At 60.7% G+C, this 14,898-nt stretch carries 19 protein-coding genes; 10 read left to right on the top strand and 9 right to left on the bottom strand.

The genetic code is table 11. The features are described 5' to 3' along the window. Position 1: 1 nt before the first annotated feature. Genes ACT53S_RS12670 through ACT53S_RS12680 form a run of 3 tightly spaced genes read left to right on the top strand, consistent with a single transcriptional unit; the run spans position 2 to position 4,038 of the window. The gene (locus ACT53S_RS12670; RefSeq protein WP_476067245.1) at positions 2-1,672 is read left to right on the top strand and encodes an amidohydrolase; all 1,671 of its coding nucleotides are present in this window, start codon (positions 2-4) and stop codon (positions 1,670-1,672) included. 12 nt (positions 1,673-1,684) lie between these two features. Then, complete coding sequence (locus tag ACT53S_RS12675; protein WP_476067246.1) at positions 1,685-3,361, top strand: amidohydrolase; 1,677 nt, start codon at positions 1,685-1,687, stop codon at positions 3,359-3,361. Then, a complete protein-coding gene (locus tag ACT53S_RS12680) occupies positions 3,358-4,038 on the top strand; it encodes a TetR/AcrR family transcriptional regulator (protein WP_113375926.1) in 681 nt (226 codons plus the stop codon). The genes ACT53S_RS12675 and ACT53S_RS12680 overlap by 4 nt, the downstream gene beginning before the upstream one ends. Here the strand turns inward: ACT53S_RS12680 and ACT53S_RS12685 are convergent. Beyond that, on the bottom strand, positions 4,035-4,874 hold the full coding sequence (locus ACT53S_RS12685; protein WP_476067247.1) for an amidohydrolase family protein: 840 nt from the start codon (positions 4,872-4,874) through the stop codon (positions 4,035-4,037). The two genes, ACT53S_RS12680 and ACT53S_RS12685, sit on opposite strands and share 4 nt — an antisense overlap. A 28-nt stretch (positions 4,875-4,902) precedes the next feature. After that, complete coding sequence (locus ACT53S_RS12690) at positions 4,903-5,703, bottom strand: IclR family transcriptional regulator (protein WP_476067248.1); 801 nt, start codon at positions 5,701-5,703, stop codon at positions 4,903-4,905. 135 nt (positions 5,704-5,838) lie between these two features. On the opposite strand from ACT53S_RS12690, the gene ACT53S_RS12695 reads away from it, so the two are divergent. The 4 genes from ACT53S_RS12695 to ACT53S_RS12710 all read left to right on the top strand — a co-directional run bounded on the left by ACT53S_RS12695 (position 5,839) and on the right by ACT53S_RS12710 (position 8,143). Further along, positions 5,839-6,573, top strand: a complete 735-nt coding sequence (locus tag ACT53S_RS12695; RefSeq protein WP_113375923.1) for an SDR family oxidoreductase — start codon at positions 5,839-5,841, stop codon at positions 6,571-6,573. 21 nt (positions 6,574-6,594) lie between these two features. Next, positions 6,595-7,437, top strand: coding sequence for a fumarylacetoacetate hydrolase family protein (locus tag ACT53S_RS12700; protein WP_476067249.1), 843 nt, complete (start codon positions 6,595-6,597; stop codon positions 7,435-7,437). A gap of 152 nt (positions 7,438-7,589) precedes the next feature. Next, positions 7,590-7,862 (top strand): CopG family ribbon-helix-helix protein, encoded by a 273-nt coding sequence (locus ACT53S_RS12705; RefSeq protein WP_113375921.1) that lies wholly within the window; start codon positions 7,590-7,592, stop codon positions 7,860-7,862. Further along, positions 7,850-8,143: a type II toxin-antitoxin system RelE/ParE family toxin gene (locus tag ACT53S_RS12710; RefSeq protein WP_476067250.1), complete on the top strand. Its 294-nt coding sequence runs from the start codon at positions 7,850-7,852 to the stop codon at positions 8,141-8,143. The genes ACT53S_RS12705 and ACT53S_RS12710 overlap by 13 nt, the downstream gene beginning before the upstream one ends. An 88-nt stretch (positions 8,144-8,231) precedes the next feature. On the opposite strand, the gene ACT53S_RS12715 is transcribed toward ACT53S_RS12710, so the two are convergent. Together ACT53S_RS12715 and ACT53S_RS12720 are read right to left on the bottom strand one after the other, a co-directional pair. Then, the gene (locus ACT53S_RS12715) at positions 8,232-9,734 is read right to left on the bottom strand and encodes an NAD(P)(+) transhydrogenase (Re/Si-specific) subunit beta (protein WP_476067251.1); all 1,503 of its coding nucleotides are present in this window, start codon (positions 9,732-9,734) and stop codon (positions 8,232-8,234) included. Positions 9,735-9,755: 21 nt separating this feature from the next. Further along, positions 9,756-11,327 carry a Re/Si-specific NAD(P)(+) transhydrogenase subunit alpha gene (locus ACT53S_RS12720; RefSeq protein ID WP_142071943.1) on the bottom strand — a complete coding sequence of 524 codons (1,572 nt, stop codon included), beginning with the start codon at positions 11,325-11,327 and terminating at the stop codon, positions 9,756-9,758. A gap of 254 nt (positions 11,328-11,581) precedes the next feature. Here ACT53S_RS12720 and ACT53S_RS12725 point away from each other — a divergent pair, with 254 nt between their 5' ends. After that, on the top strand, positions 11,582-11,746 hold the full coding sequence (locus tag ACT53S_RS12725) for a DUF1328 domain-containing protein (protein WP_113375917.1): 165 nt from the start codon (positions 11,582-11,584) through the stop codon (positions 11,744-11,746). An 82-nt stretch (positions 11,747-11,828) separates the two neighbouring features. Here ACT53S_RS12725 and ACT53S_RS12730 read toward each other — a convergent pair whose 3' ends face one another. Further along, positions 11,829-12,584, bottom strand: coding sequence for a Crp/Fnr family transcriptional regulator (locus tag ACT53S_RS12730; RefSeq protein ID WP_113375916.1), 756 nt, complete (start codon positions 12,582-12,584; stop codon positions 11,829-11,831). A gap of 113 nt (positions 12,585-12,697) precedes the next feature. Between ACT53S_RS12730 and ACT53S_RS12735 the strand changes: the two genes are divergently transcribed. Further along, positions 12,698-13,099 (top strand): hypothetical protein, encoded by a 402-nt coding sequence (locus ACT53S_RS12735; RefSeq protein ID WP_476067252.1) that lies wholly within the window; start codon positions 12,698-12,700, stop codon positions 13,097-13,099. On the opposite strand, the gene ACT53S_RS12740 is transcribed toward ACT53S_RS12735, so the two are convergent. Further along, positions 13,067-13,633: an RNA polymerase sigma factor gene (locus tag ACT53S_RS12740; protein ID WP_476067253.1), complete on the bottom strand. Its 567-nt coding sequence runs from the start codon at positions 13,631-13,633 to the stop codon at positions 13,067-13,069. The two genes, ACT53S_RS12735 and ACT53S_RS12740, sit on opposite strands and share 33 nt — an antisense overlap. Continuing rightward, a complete protein-coding gene (locus ACT53S_RS12745) occupies positions 13,630-13,839 on the bottom strand; it encodes a NepR family anti-sigma factor (RefSeq protein ID WP_113375942.1) in 210 nt (69 codons plus the stop codon). The genes ACT53S_RS12740 and ACT53S_RS12745 overlap by 4 nt, the downstream gene beginning before the upstream one ends. Before the next feature lie 170 nt (positions 13,840-14,009). Between ACT53S_RS12745 and ACT53S_RS12750 the strand changes: the two genes are divergently transcribed. Continuing rightward, positions 14,010-14,174: a DUF1328 domain-containing protein gene (locus tag ACT53S_RS12750; protein ID WP_082511077.1), complete on the top strand. Its 165-nt coding sequence runs from the start codon at positions 14,010-14,012 to the stop codon at positions 14,172-14,174. Between the two features lie 98 nt (positions 14,175-14,272). Here ACT53S_RS12750 and ACT53S_RS12755 read toward each other — a convergent pair whose 3' ends face one another. Together ACT53S_RS12755 and ACT53S_RS12760 are read right to left on the bottom strand one after the other, a co-directional pair. After that, a complete protein-coding gene (locus tag ACT53S_RS12755) occupies positions 14,273-14,482 on the bottom strand; it encodes a hypothetical protein (protein WP_476067254.1) in 210 nt (69 codons plus the stop codon). Next, on the bottom strand, positions 14,479-14,832 hold the full coding sequence (locus ACT53S_RS12760; RefSeq protein WP_476067255.1) for a hypothetical protein: 354 nt from the start codon (positions 14,830-14,832) through the stop codon (positions 14,479-14,481). Before ACT53S_RS12760 ends, ACT53S_RS12755 begins: the two co-directional genes overlap by 4 nt. Positions 14,833-14,898 lie beyond the last annotated feature (66 nt).

The following is a 14,898-nucleotide window of genomic DNA, read 5'->3' on the forward strand; positions in this document are numbered from 1 at the left end:
AATGGCAGCGACTGCAGACATCATCATCACCAACGGCCGTGTGCTGACCATGGACAAAGCGGCCCCGCGCGCCGAGGCCGTGGCGCTCTCCGGAAATCGCATCCTCGCCGTTGGCACGCGCGCCGAAATCGAGGCTTTGGCGATTGCGTCCACCCGCGTGATCGACGCAAGCGGGGCAACCGTGATGCCCGGCTTCAACGAAGCCCATATGCACATCTTCCCCGGCTCGGTGTCGCTGCGCCAGCTGAACCTCCACGGCGTTCAGGGTTTCGAGGCGCTGAAATCCGCGATCCTCGACTATGCCGCTAAGAACCCGGACGAGCCGCTGCTGATGGGCTTTTCGGCCGACTATTCGATCATCTCGCTGACGGAGCCCTGCACCCGCCAGCATCTCGATGCCATTCTGCCCAATCGTCCCTTCATGATGTTCGCACCCGATCACCACACCGCTTGGGCCAACACCATGGCGCTGGAAATGGCAGGTCTGCTGCAAGGCAAGGATGTCGGCATCGGCAACGAGGTCGTGATGGGATCGGACGGGCTGGCCAGCGGCGAACTGCGCGAAGGCAACGCCTTCGGTCCGGTCGCAGCACTCGCCTCGACCGGCGGTCGTGAAGAACTCGGCATGGTCACCGGCATGGATCCGGAGAATGTCACCCCCGAGCAGTTCGCCCTCGACCGCGCAATTCTCAAGGCCGGCCTCGATTACTGCGCCTCCTGGGGCGTCACCTCGATCCAGAATTTCGACGGCAACCATTATCAGCTTCGCCTGATGCGGGATCTCGAACTGTCCGGCGAGCTCTCCTGCCGCATTCGCATTCCCTATCACATGAAGAACTTCATGGCCCTGTCCGACCTGGACAAGGCAGCCGAATGGAAAAAAGAATTCACCACCGACATGCTGCGCGGCGATTTCGTCAAGGTCTTCATGGACGGCGTTCTCGACAGCCAGACCGCCTACATGCTGGACGGATATGGCGATCGTCCCGGATACACCTATGAGCCGCTGTTCGCGCCAGAGGCCTTCAACGCGATCGCCACGAAGGCCGACGCGCTTGGCTTGCAGATCGCTGTCCACGCGATCGGCAGCGCCGCGATCCGCCAGACACTCGACGGATACGAGGCTGCAGTGAAGTCGAACGGCAAGAACGACAACCGCCACCGCATCGAGCATATCGAGATCATCCATCCCGACGATATCCCGCGTTTCGCCGAACTCGGCATCGTCGCCTCCATGCAGCCGGTCCATTATCCCGGCGGCACCTGCTTCCCGGCCGAACCGACCACCGCCAAAATCGGCGAAGATCGCTGGGACTATGCCTATGCCTGGCGCACGATGAAGGAAGCCGGCGCCCCGGTCGTCTTCGCGTCAGACTGGCCGGTCTCCCCCGTCTCACCCTTCCAGTGCATCCAGGACGCTCTGACCCGCAAGCCCTGGAAGGAGGGCCTGAAGGACCAACGCTTCTCGCTTGAGGAAGCGCTTGAGGCCTATACCGCGATCGGCGCCTGGGTGGAATTCATGGAGGACCGCAAGGGCATGCTGAAGCCGGGATATCTAGCGGACGTCGTGACCCTGACGAAGGACATCGAAACCGTTTCCGCAGACCAGATCATGGACACCGTCCGTCCCGCCGTCACGATCTGCGACGGTCGCATCACATTCCAGGCCTGAGAAAGAACAATCATGAGCGCTGATATCATCATCCACAATGCAATCGTCCTGACCATGGATGACGAGCGCCCCAGGGCAGAAGCGGTCGCGCTGACTGGCAACAAAGTGACCGCAGTCGGTTCGAATGCCGAGATCCTTGCGCTCGCGGATGCGCAGACCCGCATCATAGACGCGAAAGGGGCAACGGTGCTGCCCGGCTTCAACGAAGCCCATATGCATATCTTCGGTGGTTCGGTTTCGCTGGGAGAACTCTCGCTTTTCGGCGTGAAGGGCTTCGATGCACTAAACAAAGCGGTGCGCGACTATGCGGCAGCCCATCCAGACCTTCCGCTGCTGGTTGCCCAAACGGCAGATTACACCATTCTCTCCGAGACCGAGCGGGTGACGCGCCACCACCTTGACCGCATCATTGCCGACCGACCCTTCCTGATGTACGCGCCGGACCACCACACGGCCTGGGCCAACACAATCGCTCTGGAAAAGGCCGGCATCATCAAGGGCGGCGACGTGGGTGTCGGCAACGAAATCGTCATGGGGGACGATGGCCTGGCCAATGGCGAACTGCGCGAAACCAACGCCATCAGACCGGTTGCCTCCATGGGCGTGACCGGAGCCCGGGAAAGCCTGGGTGTGGGCACCGGTGGTGACCCCGCGCACGTCACGTCGGAGGAACGCGCTGGCGATATCGCCGTATTGAAGAAAGGGCTCGCCTATTGCGCGTCTCTCGGAATCACCTCGTTCCAGAACATGGACGGCAACCTCTATCAGCTGGAGATGCTGGACGAGATAGAAAAGACCGACGGCCTGCCCGTTCGGGTTCGCATGCCCTACCACATGAAGAACTTCATGCCGCTCTCCGATCTGGAGGAGAAGGCCGCGGCCTGGAAGAAGCGCTTCGATACCGACAAGCTGCGCTGCAACTTCGTCAAGCTGTTCATGGACGGCGTGACCGAAGGCGAAACTGCCGTCTTCGTCGACGATTATGCCCACAAGCCCGGCTGGAAGGGCGAACCGCTGTTTTCCGCCGAGGCCTTCAATGCGGTCGCGACCGAAGCCAACCGCCTGGGCATGCCGGTCGCGGTCCATGCCATCGGGGATGGTGCGGTGCGGATGGTGCTTGACGGCTACGAAGCCTCCATTGCCACAAATGGCAAAAGCGACATGCGTAACCGCATCGAGCATATCGAGGTCGTGCACCCGGACGATATTCCCCGCTTTGCGGAGACAGGCACGATCGCCTCGATGCAGCCGACGCATCCTCCGGGCTCGGCCGGGCTGCCGCTCGAGCCTTACCTCACCTATATCGGTCGCGAGCGTTGGCCCTATGCCTTTGCCTGGAAGACATTGGTAGACGCCGGCGCCACCATCGTTTTCGCCACCGACTGGCCGGTCTCGCCACTGCCGCCCCTGAGCTGCATCGGTGATGCAATGACCCGTCAGCCTTGGGCGGACGATATGCCGGACCAGCGCCTGAGCCTTGCCGAAACCCTCGCCGCCTATACCCGCACCGGCGCCTGGGTCGAATACATGGAAGATCGAAAGGGCGTCCTGAAACCCGGCTATCTCGCCGATGTCGTGGTGCTCTCCGGCAACATCGAGACCACCCCGCCGGCCGACATCGCCTCGCTGTCGCCTGTGATGACCATCTGCGACGGTCGCGTCACCTTCGATGCCGGAGGGGGCCGATGAACAAGGCGGCAGACGCTGCGACTGACAGATCATCGGCCGACGCTTCCCGCGGACGCCCGGCCGGTGCAACACGCAAAGGTGTTGAAACCCGTCTGCGAATTATCCGCGGCGCGCGCGAAGCGCTCGAGGAAGGCGGCATGGAGGCGCTGACGACTCGGCGGATCGCGGCCTCGGCGGGCGTGAAGCTCGCGACCCTGCACTATTACTTCGACAGCAAGGAAAGCCTGCTGATTGCGGTCCTCGAAGACTTGCTGGCGGAAATGGACACGGCCTATCGCCAGGAAGTCGCCCTGCCGCCGGCGCCGGAGGACCGGGTGGAAGCCCTGATCCGAACAAGCTGGCGCTACATCCAGCGCACCCGCAACAAGCAGATCGCCCAGACCGAGCTTACCCTTTACGCGCTTCGCACCAAAGGCTCCGAATGGCTCGCGGCGCGGCAGTACAATGCATATATCGACTTTTACGGGCATCTGGTCTTCGAGGACGACAGCGATGACGAACTCCGGCGCATCGGCAGAGCCGTCGGTCGCCAGATGCTGATCGGCATCGACGGCATCATTCTGCAAAGCTATGCGCTGCAGGACCTGACCGCATCAAATGCCGATATCGAGGCGTTGATCGTGGCCATGCGCGGCTATCTGCGTCGACTGCTGGCCGAGCGCGACAAGCACCTCTAACCCAATCGCCACAGCTGCTTGGCATTTTCGGAAAAGACCTGTTCCTTTTCCTCGATCGTGCAGCCATGCAAGAGCGCCTGCGTGGTTGCGACCCAGGTCGACAGGCCTCCACCGAGGGTGCAGACCGGCCAATCGGACCCCCAGATGGCCCGATCGAAACCGAAGGCCCCGATCGTGTGATCGAAATAAGGTTTCAGATCTTCCAGCGTCCATGTTTCGCGATCGCCATAGGCGGGGATACCGGAGATCTTGACGCGGACATTATCTCTTTGCGCGATCTCCGTGATACCGGCCTTCCAACTCTCGTAACCATGCCCCTTGATGTCGGGCACACCGCAGTGATCCAGGATAAACGTAACGTCGGGCGCGAGATCGATCAGCGCCTTTGCCTTGTCGACCTGATGCGGGAACATGCAGAGATCGAAGGTCAGTCCCGTCCCGGAGAGACGCTTCACGTTTTCCCGGAACAAGGCCCCCTCGGACACATCGTCCGGAACGACATGCAGCACGCGGCGGAAACCCTTGACGAAGGGGTTGCAGAGCTGCGTCTCCAGATAGGCGGCAAACCCGGCCTCTTCCGGGCGGCACGAGGCAATCACGCCACGCAGGAGGCTTCCGGCTGAGTGCGACAATGCCTGGACCATATCGGTCTCGGCGGCGATATCGCCGGGTGCAACATCCACCTCCATGTGCAGCACCGAGGAAATCCCCAGCCGCCTTGCCTCTCGTGAATAGGTCTCCCAGGTAAAATCGGCATCGAGTTGCGGTTCGTCCCGGAGCCAGGGATAAGTCAGTCGGTTACGGTAGATCAGGTGAAGATGCGTATCGATGATCATGTCAGGCCCCTCCCAAGGCCGATGAAAGTCAATCTGTATCAGAGAACTCCGCTCCGAGGCCGGCTCCCACCAGCGCTGAGATCCGACGGGCGGTGTCCGTCAGTGCCTCGACCGTGCGGGTAATATCGGGCGCTTCGGGGGCATTGATGATCGTGATGTAAGGCACTGTGAGCGCCCCGATTGCCTCGCCGTCGGCGCCGACGATCGGGGCTGAAAGGTTCATGACCCCGGCCGTCTGCGCGCTCGGCATCATCTCGTAGCCGCGGGCACGGATCTGTTCCAGTCGCGCGGCAAACGCTTCGGTCATCCGGCCCTCCGGTCCGCCGCTTGCCACATGCTCCGCCACCATCATCGCCCGCACTTCGGGACTGCGAAAGGCCAGCAGCACGTGACCCGAACCGGTGTCGAACAAACCCATTCGAGAACCGACACGGATGGAAATTCCCCAGTAATTGGGGGCCTCGATCTGGGCGATCACGACCGGGTGGCCCCGGTCATAGACAACGATGTGGTTTTCCTGCTGCGTGACATCGGCCAGTTGCCGCATCAGTGGCATGGCCAGCGACGCAAGCCGGCGGGTGGGCGCATGCAGCTGGGCAAGACCGAACAGCTTCAGCGTCAGGACATAACGGTCGCCATCGAGCCGTGCGACGTAGCCTCGTTTCACCAGCCGATCGAGCATCCGATAGAATTCATTGGGGCTGCGATCGAGCTTCTTGGCGATCTCAGCCTGGCTCAAGCCCCCGTCGACGCCTGCCAGAAGCTCCAGAATATCGAGTCCCTTGTCGAGCGCCGGCGCCCGGTAGCGGTCCTGGTCAAGATCAGTCACGCATTTCTCTCCTTGAACCCGCCAGTGTGACCTTGACGATCATGAATAAATGTTTTGCATATGAATGAAGCTCGCATCCTCTGCCGGAATATGCAAGGGTCGAGTGACGAGAGATCGGCTGGAGGAGCCAAGAGGATGAACCTGCCTTTGAAGAACAAGCATGTGCTGGTAACGGCCGCCGGCCAGGGTATCGGTCGCGCCAGCGCACTCGCTTTCGCGCGCGCCGGTGCGACGGTCGTGGCAACCGACATCAACACGGACGCCCTGGCAACGCTGGATGGCGAGGCCGGGATTACGACCCGCAAGCTCGACGTTCTGAACGACGAGGCAGTGCAACTCGTTGTCGCCGAGACCGGTCCCTTCGACGTGCTGTTCAATTGCGCCGGTGTCGTGCATGGCGGCACCGTTCTGGACATGGCCGACAAGGATCTCGACTTTGCCTTCGACCTCAACGTGCGCGCCATGATCCGCACGATCCGTGCGGTTCTGCCGGCCATGCTGGAGCGCGGCGAAGGGTCAATTATCAACATGGCGTCTGTAGCAAGCTCGGTGAAGGGCGTGCCGAACCGGTGTGCCTACACGGTGACCAAGGCGGCGGTTGTCGGCTTGACCAAGTCAGTGGCTGCCGATTACGTGACGCAGGGCATCCGCTGCAACGCGATCTGCCCGGGCACCGTCGAAAGCCCGTCGTTACAGGATCGTATGCGTGCCCAGGGCGATTACGATGCGGCCCGCGCCGCCTTCATCGCGCGCCAGCCGATGGGCCGGCTCGGCACGCCGGAAGAAATCGCCGACCTCGCCGTCTACATCGCCGGCGCCACCTATACCTCAGGCCAGGCCTTTGCCATCGACGGCGGCTGGACGATCTAATTCTGAAGAAGGAAGAACACCATGAAACTGATGCGTGTCGGCCCGCTGGGTCAGGAAAAGCCTGCGATCCTCGACAAGGATGGCAAGGTTCGTGACCTCTCGGGCCACGTCGCCGATATCGGCGGCGCTGCCATCTCGCCGGAAGGCCTGGCCAAGATCGCGGCCATCGATCCGGCCTCGCTGCCGGAAATCACGGTGGATCGTATTGGCGCCTGCGTTGCCGGCACCGGCAAGTTCATCTGCATCGGCCTCAACTATTCCGACCACGCCGCCGAAACGGGTGCTACCGTGCCGCCGGAGCCGGTCATCTTCATGAAGGCGACTTCTGCGATCTGCGGCCCTAATGATGACGTCCTCATCCCGCGCGGCTCGGAAAAGACAGACTGGGAAGTCGAACTCGGCGTCGTCATCGGCAAGACCGCGAAATATGTCTCCGAAGCGGACGCCATGGATTATGTCGCCGGATACTGCGTCTCTCACGATGTCTCGGAACGTGCCTTCCAGACCGAACGTGCGGGTCAGTGGACCAAGGGTAAGTCCTGCGACACCTTCGGCCCGATTGGCCCCTGGCTCGTCACCAAGGACGAGATCGCCAACCCGCATGACCTCAAGATGTGGCTCTCCGTCAACGGCAAGATGATGCAGGACGGCTCGTCGAAGACCATGGTCTACGGCGTTGCCCACGTTGTTTCCTATCTCAGCCAGTTCATGAGCCTGCATCCCGGCGACATCATCTCCACCGGCACGCCTCCGGGCGTCGGCCTCGGCATGAAGCCCCCGCAGTTCCTGAAAGCCGGGGACGTGGTCGAGCTCGGCATCGAGGGGCTTGGCACCCAGAAGCAGACGTTCAAGGCGGATGTTTGATCCGCGACCGATACGAAACCCCCGCCAACATGGCGGGGTTTTGCGTTTCAAAGCCATGCGTGCCCGATGACAGCGTCACTCCGTTCGTATGGACTTGTCTTGGCCATCCCACTATCTTGTTATGAGGTATCACCCGGTAGTCTGGAGCGCCCATGGCGACCTCGCTGAAAATCGATGACGCATTGAAAGAGCGGGTGCAGCAACTGGCCAATGAGCGCAAACGCTCGGCGCATGGACTGATGCTGGAAGCGATTGAGCAGTATGTGGAGCGGGAAGAGGCGCGTGAGACCTTCACGCGCGAGGCACTTGCATCCTGGACGGCTTACAAGGCAACGGGTCGCCACCTGACGCTGGACGAGGTGAGCGACTGGCTCGAAACCTGGGGCACAGCCGACGAGAAACCGGTGCCCGAGTGCCACGAGTAATCGTCACGGAAGGAGCGGCGATTGGCTTGGAAAGATGCCGTCGCTTTCTTGAGGCAAGCTCACCGGAGGCCGCCGGAAAGGCAGCGAAAGAAATCAAACGGCAGTTTGAACTCCTTGCCAGCAGCCCGGAACGGGGACGGCCCCTGCCACGCTTTCCAGGCTTGCGAGAATTGACGATTGGGTTCGGCGCGAGTGGCTATGTCGCTCTCTACCACTACGAAAAGCCGGAGGATGCCGTGCGCATTCTGGCATTCAGGCATCAGAAAGAGGCCGGCTATTAAAGCCAGATTTTCACGAGGGCGCTTCGGCAGCCAACAAAAAAGCCGGGCGTCACCACCCGGCTTTCCTGCTTCTCAAATCGTACCCGCCTTACTTAATCAGCGGCAAAATACTGTCGATCGACTTCTTCGCGTCACCGTAGAACATCCGCGTATTCTCCTTGTAGAACAGCGGGTTCTCGATGCCGGAATAGCCCGTGCCCTGGCCGCGCTTGGAGACGAAGACCTGCTTTGCCTTCCAGACTTCGAGAACCGGCATGCCGGCGATCGGTGAGTTCGGGTCTTCCTGGGCGGCCGGGTTGACGATGTCATTCGAGCCGATGACGATGACGACGTCCGTCTCGGGGAAGTCCTCGTTGATCTCGTCCATTTCGAGGACGATGTCGTAGGGCACTTTCGCTTCGGCTAGCAGCACGTTCATGTGGCCCGGCAGGCGGCCTGCGACCGGATGGATCGCGAAGCGCACGGTCTTGCCAGCCGCGCGCAGCTTGCGGGTCAGCTCCGACACCGACTGCTGAGCCTGCGCAACCGCCATGCCGTAGCCCGGAACGATGATGATCGAGTCAGCATCGTTGAGCGCATTGGCAACGCCATCGCCATCGATGGCGATCTGCTCGCCGGTCACTTCCATCTGCGGGCCCGAGGTGCCGCCGAAGCCGCCCAGGATGACCGAGATGAAGCTGCGGTTCATCGCCTTGCACATGATGTAGGAGAGGATCGCACCCGAGGAGCCGACCAGCGCGCCGACGACGATCAGGAGATCGTTCGAGAGCGAGAAGCCGATGGCCGCAGCAGCCCAGCCCGAATAGCTGTTGAGCATCGAGACAACGACCGGCATGTCGGCGCCGCCGATGCCCATGATCAAGTGGTAACCGATGAAGAGCGCCAGAAGCGTCATCAGGATCAGCGTCCAGCTGCCCGCGCCGTTGAAGTAGAGCACCAGCAACAGGAGCGAGCCGAGGGCTGCACCAGCATTCAAGAGATGACCGCCCGGCAGCTTCTTGGCCTTGCCATCGACCTTGCCGGCGAGCTTGCCATAGGCAACGACCGAGCCCGTAAAGGTAACCGCACCGATGAAGACACCAAGGAAGACCTCGATCTTCAGGACGGCAATCTCGGGCCCGGTCTTCTCCGCGATCTTCAACGCAAAGCCGGTGAAATCCTTGAAAAGGTCGGTGTGGCCCGCCTGGATGGCGCAAGCGACCGCATTCACGGCCGGGTCACAGAAGGCGATGCCCGCATCCGCGATCGTGCTGGCAATCCGCCACATCTCGATTTCGGCATTGAAACCGATGAAGACGGCGGCAAGACCGACCAGCGAATGCATGGCGGCCACAAGCTGCGGCATTTCGGTCATCTGCACCCGTTGGGCGACGACCCAGCCGATGCCGCCACCGATGGCGATCATCACGACCGAGACGAACCAGTTGCCGGCGCCGGGACCGTAAAGCGTCGCGAGGACCGCGAGCCCCATGCCGACGATGCCATACCAGACGGCGCGCTTGGCGCTTTCCTGACCCGAGAGGCCGCCGAGCGACAGGATGAAGAGAACAGCTGCGACGACATAGGCCGCTGTGGTGAATCCGTATTCCATGTGTGTGTCCCCTCCCTTAACTCAAGACTTCTGGAACATGGCGAGCATGCGCCGGGTGACCATGAAGCCACCGAAGATGTTGATGCCGGCCATCAAGACCGACAGCGCAGCGAGGATGATTACCAGGAAGTTGCCTGATCCAATCTGCATCAGCGCACCCAGAATGATGATCGAGGAAATGGCATTGGTGATCGCCATCAGCGGCGTGTGCAGCGAATGGCTGACATTCCAGATGACCTGGAAACCGACGAAGCAGGCGAGCACGAAAACGATGAAATGGCTCATGAAGCTGGCAGGCGCATAGAGTCCGGCGAGCAGGATCAGCGCACCGCCACCGGCGAGCATCGCGACCTGATTGCGGGTCTGCGTCTTGAACGCGGCGATTTCCTGCGCCCGCTTTTCTTCCGCCGTCAGTTCCTTCACCTTCTCCTTCGGCTTGGCAGCGGCAATGGCCTGGATCTTCGGCGGCGGTGGCGGATAGGTGATCTCACCATCCTTGGTAACGGTGGCGCCCCGGATGACATCGTCTTCCATGTTGTGCACGACCACACCGTCCTTGGCCGGTGTGAGGTCAGTCATCATGTGACGAATGTTGGTGGCGTAAAGGGTCGAGGACTGTGCGGCCATGCGGCTCGGGAAGTCCGTGTAGCCGACGATGGTGACGCCATTGTCGGAGACGATCTTCTGGTCAGCGACGGTCAGATCGCAGTTCCCACCCCGCTCGGCGGCAAGGTCGACCACGACGGAACCGGGCTTCATCGCGGCAACCATATCGGCAAGCCAGAGCTTCGGCGCATCACGTCCAGGGATCAGCGCCGTGGTGATAACGATGTCCATTTCCGGCGCCAGCTCGCGGAACTTGGCGAGCTGCTTTTCGCGAAATTCCGGCGAAGACGGTGCGGCATAGCCACCGGTCGCCGCTCCATCCTGGGTCGCTTCGAATTCGAGGAATACGAACTGCGCGCCCATGCTCTCGATCTGTTCGGCCACTTCAGGGCGAACGTCGAAGGCATAGGTGATGGCGCCGAGCGAGGTGGCGGTCCCGATGGCCGCAAGACCAGCGACACCCGCGCCGATGACGAGAACCTTGGCCGGCGGCACCTTGCCGGCGGCGGTCACCTGACCGGTGAAGAAGCGACCGAAATTGTTACCGGCCTCGATCACCGCGCGATAGCCTGCGATATTCGCCATCGACGACAGGGCGTCCATCTTCTGGGCACGCGAAATGCGCGGCACCATGTCCATGGCAACGACGGTCGCGCCCTTGTCCTTCGCCTGTTCGAGCAGAGCGGAATTCTGGGCCGGATAGAAGAAGGAGATCAGCGTCTTGCCCGGGCCGAGACGATCCACTTCCGAGGTTTCCGGCGGACGCACCTTGGCGATGATATCGGCCGTTTCATAAAGCGCGGCGGCCGTCTCAACCACGGTCACACCGGCGGCGCGATAGGCGTCGTCCGAAAGTCCTGCTGCCTTGCCGGCGCCGCTTTCAATCACGCATTCATAGCCGAGTTTCTGCAACTGGGTGGCGCTATCCGGCGTCATCGCGACGCGAGCCTCGCCGGCATAAATCTCCCTTGGCGATCCTATCTTCAATCCCATCTCCGTGACCCTCGCTCCAACACACGTCATCCCGTGAGGTAGATCACAGGATTCTCCGCTGCGGAGACGAGCAGAAGAGGCGGCAGCTGTCCAGCCCGCATCCGGCCCCAAGTGTCCCTTTCCGTGGGAGCAGAAAAACTTAAAACGATTTTTGCTGCACTGCGTCAGCGACCCACTGCCCGGTGTGCGCATGGAACAATTGTTGCCGGTCCCTGTTTCCCCGATGGAACAACGAAAGGAACAAACCCATGCTTCACTGGATCCTGATCTTTCTCCTCATTGCTGCCGTCGCCAGCCTGCTGGGTTTTCGCGGCGTGGCTGGTGCTTCGGCCGGAATCGCCAAGATCCTCATCTTCGTGGTGCTCGTCATCCTGATCATCGCACTCTTCACCGGCGTGATCGTCGTGGCCTGATCAGCATAGACGGTGCTATGGCCTTCAATGCAAAAGGGCTCGCACTGACGGCGAGCCCTTTCTGTTTTGTGGCAAGATCATCTCAAATGAAGGGGCGTATCCGCAAATCGCCCGGCACCCAACCGGCGATCGCCCGCAGCCCCTCAGGATCCAGAATTTCACAGCCCCGGTCGCGCCACCGGATCAGCTCGCGGTCGGAGAGCTTTTTCAGCGTTTTGTTGGTATGCACGATGGAAAGACCGAGCGTATCGGCGAAATGCATCTGCGTGACGGGGATGTGGCGCCGGTTTTCGTCCAGCAGCCCGGCCAATACCCCACGATCGTACAAGAAGGCGAGCAGATAAGATGCCCGCTCCAGCGCCGAACGCCGGCCGATGCTGAGCAGGTGCTCATCGAGAATGACCTCCTCGCGCGCGGCGAGCCAGGTGAGGTCGAAACCGAGACCGGCATGACGTTCGAAAAGGGAGAACAGCCGGCTACGTTCGAAGACGCAGAGTGTCATGGCCGTCATTGCCTCCACGGAGTGCTGCATTTCGGCCATCACGGCACCCTGAAGGCCCACCATATCTCCCGGAACGACATAGTTGAGGATCTGCCGGCGTCCGTCTTCAAGGATCTTGTAGCGGAACCCCCAGCCCGACAGCACTGTATAGAGGTGCGCGCTTCGCGCGCCTTCCACCAAGACCGTCGTCCCGGGATCGGCCTGCAACTCGCCCCGTTTGAACTGCGAGACGAATTCGAGTTCCTCTTCGCTGAAGGGGCGAAACTGCTTCATCCGGCGCAAAGGGCATTCAAAACAGCTGACGCGAACGGGGTTTTGACGCGGTTCAGAAACCATACACGACCTCGCAGTGTGGCCACACTGTTCCCTTATGGAACTTCAAGGCCGATATGTCTTTTTTAAATGACGTTCCACCCCTCGAAGACCATAAAGCGGTCCCGAATGAAGGAGTGAACATGCCCCCATCTCCCCTCCGCGTGCTGATTGCGGATAACCAGTACCTGATCGCGATGGAGGTGGAACGGATGCTATCGGAAACCATAGCCTGTACGGCCGCCATCGCGCCGCTTGCCCGCATGGAAGAGCAACTCGCCACAGGCGAATTCGACGTGGTTGTCCTCGATGTCGCCGGAAACGAAGCGCTGAACGTATCGAGAGTGAATGCGATCTTGGCTGCGGGTGCCGAGCCGGTTTTTCTCTCGTCATATGGTGACCACGAGCAAAACCAGAGCATTGTCTCCCTCCATGCCGTGGTGACAAAGCCACCTCTGCCGGAGCCACTGGCTGCCGCCGTTATGGAAGCAGCCAGTCGCCGGAAATCAGACAGCAAAAGCCTTCTTGATGACCGCTGAACTGTTGGCGTCCGGCCCGTAATCACCTTCTCCGCTAACGCCGAGGATCTCCTGCAGCTTGTTGCGCGCACGATTGATGCGGCTCTTGATCGTGCCAACGGCACAGCCGCAGATCTCGGCGGCCTCCTCGTAGGCGAAACCCGATGCGCCAACCAGGATGATCGCTTCACGCTGGTCGCTCGGCAACTGGTCGAGCGCCCGCTTGAAATCCTGCAGGTCGAGCGATCCGTATTGCTGCGGATGAGTCGATAGCTGGGAGGTGAAAATGCCATCCGTATCGGAAACTTCGCGACCGCGTTTACGCATCTGCGAATAGAACTCGTTGCGCAGGATGGTGAACAGCCAGGCCTTCATGTTGGTACCGGGCTCGAAGTGATCCTGCTTCGCCCACGCCTTCATGATCGTGTCCTGCACGAGATCGTCCGCCACATGATGACGCCCGGTCAGAGAGACGGCAAAAGCGCGCAGATTGGGCAATGCAGCCAGAAGATCGCGCTTGAACGAATGGTCGCTCGACTTTGCGTCAACAGTCATCGAGCAGCTTCCCTGTTCTGAATGCTTTCTTCCGCACGGCGCTCGGCCATATCGAGCCGTTCCAGGAGCTCCAGGAAACGCTGCGGAATGCCTTCTTCCTGGACCGACTGGTAAAATTCGCGCAACTGAGCCGACACGCCGGGATGGAATGCCGCCATTCCGGGCAGACCTTCCGGCACTGTCACTTTCTTAGAGTTTTCTGTCATGTGGTCCAACGGGTTTGAGCGATTGTCGGCAACTAACGCCCGATCCACCACAAAGTTCCCGGCAAAACGAAATTTTCATCGCAAGCATATGGATTGTGAGCCTGTGTGAGCAAGAGGGAACAAAGAACGGCGGGGCACGTTTTTCCGACGTCGCAACAGGAGGACCCCAAATGCTCTATTACGCTCTCGTTTTTCTCGTCGTCGCCTTGATCGCTGGTGTTCTCGGCTTCGGCGGCATTGCCGGTGCATCTGCCGGTATCGCCAAGATCCTTTTCGCCATCTTCATCATTCTCTTCCTGGTTTCCCTCGCCATGCGCCTGTTCCGTCAGGCCTGACGTCCAAACCGCCCCAAAAAGGGAGGCCGTCGCCAAGGCGCGGCCTCCCTTTTTTTCGACTGATGACGAAAAGCAGACAAGTTCAGCGGGCGACGCGATTAAAATAGGATGAAGAGCAGCGCGACGATGGCAGCAACTAGCAGCACAACGATGATCTGCTGCGTGAAGCGACCGTAACCCGGAGGCACTTGGGATTCCAGGTCCGTGTCCAACCCCGCATTCTGCGCCAGACGCCTTGTCTGGGCGTCGATGTATTGGACCACGCTTTCCTCGGCCTTGGCACCGGATTCAGGGTCAGGCGAGGTCATCGGATATCCTGAAACCGTTCGATGGGAATAGGCACGCGGTTTGGAAGAGGCGGCGTGAGGGCCTGCGCTTCGACAGCGCCGGCCACTGCAGGTGCCGCCTTGAGAGCGGCAAGTTTCACCGGATCGATTTCCTGACGGATGGTTTTGCCGGCAACGAGATCCGCGTCGACCGGCACACAGTCCCCATAGACGAGTTGTGCCATGGTCTTTGCCCGCGCCAGCTCCTTGCTGAGCGAGGCGAAACATGCGTCGTCGCTCTGATAGGAAATCACTGCAACCGGCTCCTCAAGACAAGTCGCATCCTGCGGGTGGCAAGCTACGATGACCATTAGGGCTGCCATAGTGTTCATGACCGGTCTCCACGTTACTCAATCGTTAACGCGGAGAAACAGCCAGATGTTCCAGAAATGCTGGAT

The organism is Allorhizobium sp. DMC15 (genome assembly GCF_056314065.1).

Bases quoted from the DNA above. Each gene is read 5' to 3' on its own strand.
- ACT53S_RS12670 (WP_476067245.1), top strand. From the start codon at position 2: ATGGCAGCGACTGCAGACATCATCATCACCAACGGCCGTGTGCTGACC.
- ACT53S_RS12675 (WP_476067246.1), top strand. From the start codon at position 1,685: ATGAGCGCTGATATCATCATCCACAATGCAATCGTCCTGACCATGGAT.
- ACT53S_RS12680 (WP_113375926.1), top strand. From the start codon at position 3,358: ATGAACAAGGCGGCAGACGCTGCGACTGACAGATCATCGGCCGACGCT.
- ACT53S_RS12685 (WP_476067247.1), bottom strand. From the start codon at position 4,874: ATGATCATCGATACGCATCTTCACCTGATCTACCGTAACCGACTGACT.
- ACT53S_RS12695 (WP_113375923.1), top strand. From the start codon at position 5,839: ATGAACCTGCCTTTGAAGAACAAGCATGTGCTGGTAACGGCCGCCGGC.
- ACT53S_RS12700 (WP_476067249.1), top strand. From the start codon at position 6,595: ATGAAACTGATGCGTGTCGGCCCGCTGGGTCAGGAAAAGCCTGCGATC.
- ACT53S_RS12705 (WP_113375921.1), top strand. From the start codon at position 7,590: ATGGCGACCTCGCTGAAAATCGATGACGCATTGAAAGAGCGGGTGCAG.
- ACT53S_RS12715 (WP_476067251.1), bottom strand. From the start codon at position 9,734: ATGGAATACGGATTCACCACAGCGGCCTATGTCGTCGCAGCTGTTCTC.
- ACT53S_RS12725 (WP_113375917.1), top strand. From the start codon at position 11,582: ATGCTTCACTGGATCCTGATCTTTCTCCTCATTGCTGCCGTCGCCAGC.
- ACT53S_RS12730 (WP_113375916.1), bottom strand. From the start codon at position 12,584: ATGGTTTCTGAACCGCGTCAAAACCCCGTTCGCGTCAGCTGTTTTGAA.
- ACT53S_RS12740 (WP_476067253.1), bottom strand. From the start codon at position 13,633: ATGACTGTTGACGCAAAGTCGAGCGACCATTCGTTCAAGCGCGATCTT.
- ACT53S_RS12745 (WP_113375942.1), bottom strand. From the start codon at position 13,839: ATGACAGAAAACTCTAAGAAAGTGACAGTGCCGGAAGGTCTGCCCGGA.
- ACT53S_RS12750 (WP_082511077.1), top strand. From the start codon at position 14,010: ATGCTCTATTACGCTCTCGTTTTTCTCGTCGTCGCCTTGATCGCTGGT.
- ACT53S_RS12755 (WP_476067254.1), bottom strand. From the start codon at position 14,482: ATGACCTCGCCTGACCCTGAATCCGGTGCCAAGGCCGAGGAAAGCGTG.
- ACT53S_RS12760 (WP_476067255.1), bottom strand. From the start codon at position 14,832: ATGAACACTATGGCAGCCCTAATGGTCATCGTAGCTTGCCACCCGCAG.